This is a genomic window from Mesorhizobium sp., from assembly GCF_017306585.1.
GTDB lineage: Bacteria > Pseudomonadota > Alphaproteobacteria > Rhizobiales > Rhizobiaceae > Mesorhizobium.
This window is the reverse complement of sequence record NZ_JAFKIC010000328.1, coordinates 1-3,998: the sequence shown is the minus strand read 5'-3', so window position 1 is coordinate 3,998 and position 3,998 is coordinate 1. Positions and strand designations below refer to the sequence as shown.

Sequence of the window (3,998 nt, the reverse complement as noted above, 5' to 3'; positions counted from 1 at the left end):
GTGACGCTGTCCGGCGGTCAGCGCCAGCGTGTGGAGATCGCGCGCGCCATCCTGCGCGACGCGCCGATCCTGCTGCTCGACGAGGCGACCTCGGCGCTCGACGCCGAGAGCGAGACGCTGGTGCAGATGGCGCTGGAGCGGCTGATGCGGGGCCGCACCACCATCGTCATCGCCCATCGGCTGGCGACGGTGCTGAAAGCCGACAGGATCCTGGTGATGGACGGCGGCCGCATTGTCGAGGAGGGCACCCATCAGAGCCTGGTCGCCAAGGGCGGCATCTATGCCAGGCTGGCCAAGCTGCAGTTCGAGACCGGCGCCAGCGCCTTCCGGGGCGCTGCCGAATAGGCCATTTCCGACAACGGTCAGTTCGCCTCGGTTTCGGCATAGCCGAAATTGTAGCTCCAGGAAGAATTGTCGCTCATCTTGCGCCGCGACCGGAGGTAGGAGCCGATGTCCTTGGCGGGGACCCGGTCACCGATCGTCTTGAGATACCAATCGACTTGGAATTCGGTTGGCGTGCTCGACCAGCGGGCCTTGAAGGCGACGTAGGGCGTGATCACATCGTCGGACTTCTCCGGGCCGACGAATTCGGCTTTCAGGTTCCTGACGATGCATTGATGGCGCTTGAAGACAGGGGTGCCGAGCCAGACCGGCCCGGTCCGGCCAACCATGTCCGGCTCCGGCAGATTGCCGATGCCGACATCGGCCTTCAGCGGGAAGTTCTTGATCAGATCATCGGCTTCGAGATCGTCGGCCGGCAGCTCGTAGGATTCCACCGTGGTGACGATGTTGCCGTCGCGGTCATCCTTGGTCGACAGCGGCGCCAGGCTGGTCATCCCGGGATACTGGCGGTTGTAATACTGGAGATAATCGTCGGCGAGCTTGGTCGCCGACTGCGACACCAGCCGGTAGCGCATGCTGTCGGCATCGGCGTCGCGGTAGGTGGTGCTGACGGTCAGCTTGAGCGCGTCGCCCTTGAGCTTGGGAAAATCGAATGCCTCGCTGACGAAAGTGGTCGGCTGGAAAAGCTCCTTGCGTTCGATCCGTTCCATGTGCGCGCTGCCGGCGATAATAGGCAAGGCAAAGCCGTAGTCTGGCGGAACGAGGTTCTCGGCCCGGCCGCCCTGCAGGTAGTTGGTCGCGTCGATCCAGTAGGTCCGGCTCTGGATTGTCGCCTTGACGATGACGTGGTCGAAGGCGCGGATGGTTGGCAACATGTCGCCGAGCGCCAGTCCGTCGTCGAGGTCGGTCAGGGCCGGATCGGCCTGAACGCCGAGCCGGCGCAGGCTGGAGGCGAGAAGCAGGGCCTTGTCCTTGCAGTCGCCGAAGCCGCTGGCAATCACGGTGGCGGGGCTGCGGGGAATGTAGGAGCCGCGGCCCATCGACAGGCTGACATAGCGGATGGTGTCCTGCACCAGCCGCATGGCCTCGATCATCCGGTCTTCCGGTTTGGCGTATCTGGCGGCGATGTCGTCAAGCTTGGCGGCGAACGCGGCCGGCAATTCCTGGTCGAGCCGGTAATAGGGCAGCATTGCGTCGACGACATCCTGCCATTTGCTCGTCGAGGAAATCTGCACCGTCGGATAGGTAAGGTAGTCGGAAGGCAGGTTCTCCTCCACCTTGATCGGCGCAGGATTGACGCTCTGCCAGGTATAGGTTTTCGAGGTGCCCTCGGCCTTGATGTCAGGCTCGATGCCGGTGCGGAACTGTTGGATGTTCAAGGGTTGGTTCGCTGGCCATATCACCTTTTCGCGGATCAGCGCGATCGGCTCTCCCCAGGCAACGGCCACGGAGTGGAAGAACAGGTCGGCGCCGACGATGGGGGTTCTGACCGTGGTCTTGCCGTAGTCGATGATATCGCCGACGCGAACGTCGTCGACATTCACATAGGCGGTCAGCCAGCCGTCGAAGAGACCTTTCTCGGCATCCTTCTCGCGCCGGAACACATCGAAGGTGGCGCCTGGCAGCCGCTCGATGACGACGCCGTCACGAATGATGTTCAGCCAGTTCATGGTGACCTGCGACGTCGCCGGGTCGAATTCGAAATTTATGGCCGCGCCACGTTCGAGCCCGGTGCGGTCGACGATCTTGTAGGCATAGCGGTCGAAAGCCTCGATGCCGCCGGGCCGCTGCCGGATCTGATATTCCGAGACCAGATTGGAGATGCCGCCCTTGATCTGGGCGTCGAAACGCGGATCGGCCTTGGGCAGTTCGATCCGGTCGATCCAGGCTCCCGGGCTGCCCTTGTGGATTTCGGCGTCGGCCATGGCCGGAGCGCTGAACAGGGCAATGGCAATCAAGACGAAAAACCGCGTGATCGCAGAAGATGTCACCGCAAAGCACCCCAACCCACAATGGTCCGCGCGTCCTGCAGGTGTCGCCGGATGCCACCAGTGATAGAAAAGTGCGGACGATCCCGCAAGGTCGCCGCCTTATCCTGGTTTGCCGGCGGCGTAGCTTGTCAACGCAGCCGGGATGGCAGGAGAGCCGGTTTTATCCGCCGTAACGCTGCTTCAGGTGATTGACGAAATAGGTGGCGTTGAGTTTTTCCCCGGTGGCGCGCTCGAGCAGATCCGGCGTCGACCAGCGCGACCCTTGCGACCATATCCTGTCACGACGCCAGCCATTGATCGCCTCGAAGTTGCCGTTCGCCAGATCGGCGTCGGCGGAAGGGTGCTCGCGTGTCAGGGCGGCCCATTGCTGCGCCGCCATCATCGCGCCCAGCGTGTAGGAGGGGAAATAGCCGAAGGCCGCGCCCGGCCAGTGGACATCCTGCATCGGACCGTCGGCCGGATTGTCCGCCGTGGAGAGGCCAAGATAGTCGCGCATCTTGGCGTCCCAGGCTTCAGGCAGGTCCCTAACTTCCAGCCTTCCCGAAACCAGGTCCTGCTCCAGTTCGTAGCGCAGGATGACGTGCAGCGGATAGGTCACCTCATCGGCGTCGACACGGATCAGGCCGCGCTCGACGCGATGCACATGCGGCAGGATGTCGTCGAGCGACCATGTCTCGCCCAGATGCTTCTCCACCACCGGCAGGGCCCAACGCCAGAAGGCGGGATTGCGTCCGACCTGCTTTTCGACGAACAGGCTCTGGCTCTCATGCACGGCCATGCCGCGGGCCTTGCCGAGCGGCCAGTGCGCCCACGCCTTCGGCAGGTTCTGTTCGTAGAGCGCGTGGCCGGTCTCGTGCAGCACGCCCATCAGCGCCGACAGGAAGTCCGAGGTCTTGTAGCGGGTGGTGATGCGCACGTCGGTGGGCACGCCGCCGCAGAAGGGATGGTGCGATACCGACAGCGAGCCATGCGTGAGGTCGAAACCGACCGCCGCCATCATGGCGAGGCCCAGTTCACGCTGGCGGTCGATGGCGTAGCTGCCCGAAAGCGGCTTCAGCGGGTGCTTGCGCAGCCGCGCTTCCTGAATTGCCAGGGCTTCGGGCACAAATCCCTTCAAAAAGGCCTTCAGGTCGGCAAAGACGGGGGTGATGTCGGCGACGCGGTTGCCGGGGTCGTACTGCTCCATCAGCGCGTCATAGGGGGCGAGGCCCAGCACGTCGGCGCGCAGCGAGGCCTCTTCCCGCACCAGCGCCACCACGCCCTCGAGCGCCGGCTGGAAACCGGCCCAGTCGTTCCTGGCGCGCAGCTCGCGCCACAATTGTTCGCAGCGCATGCGCGCCGTGGTCTGGCGTTCGACGAACTCGACCGGCAGGCAGGTCAGGTTGGTGTACTGCCGCTTCAGTTCGGCGAGAGCCGCGCGCTGCTGGTCGTCGAGCGCCTCGCCCTCGGCGGCGGCGATCCAGTCCGATATCTCCGGCGCGGTCGCTCTTGTATGATACATGCCGGCCAGGGCGGCCATCGCTTCGGCGCGCTTCTCACCGCCGCCGACCGCCATGTGCGTCGCTTCGTCCGCGCCGAGAATGGCCAGTGCATGGTCGAGCGCTTCGAGCTTGTGACCGAGGTCATCGAGTTTCTGAAAGGACATGGCGGCTGCCGTGATTGAGG

The 3,998-nt window shown here is 64.2% G+C and carries 3 protein-coding genes; 1 reads left to right on the top strand and 2 read right to left on the bottom strand.

What is annotated here, in order from left to right:
- Positions 1-345, top strand: a 345-nt coding sequence (locus J0I79_RS34160) for an ATP-binding cassette domain-containing protein (RefSeq protein ID WP_292870311.1), incomplete at its 5' end; no start/stop codon positions are given.
- A 17-nt stretch (positions 346-362) separates the two neighbouring features.
- Here the strand turns inward: J0I79_RS34160 and J0I79_RS34155 are convergent.
- Positions 363-2,333, bottom strand: coding sequence for a DUF3857 domain-containing transglutaminase family protein (locus tag J0I79_RS34155; protein ID WP_292870308.1), 1,971 nt, complete (start codon positions 2,331-2,333; stop codon positions 363-365).
- A 160-nt stretch (positions 2,334-2,493) separates the two neighbouring features.
- On the bottom strand, positions 2,494-3,978 hold the full coding sequence (locus tag J0I79_RS34150; protein WP_292870314.1) for a carboxypeptidase M32: 1,485 nt from the start codon (positions 3,976-3,978) through the stop codon (positions 2,494-2,496).
- Positions 3,979-3,998: the final 20 nt, after the last annotated feature.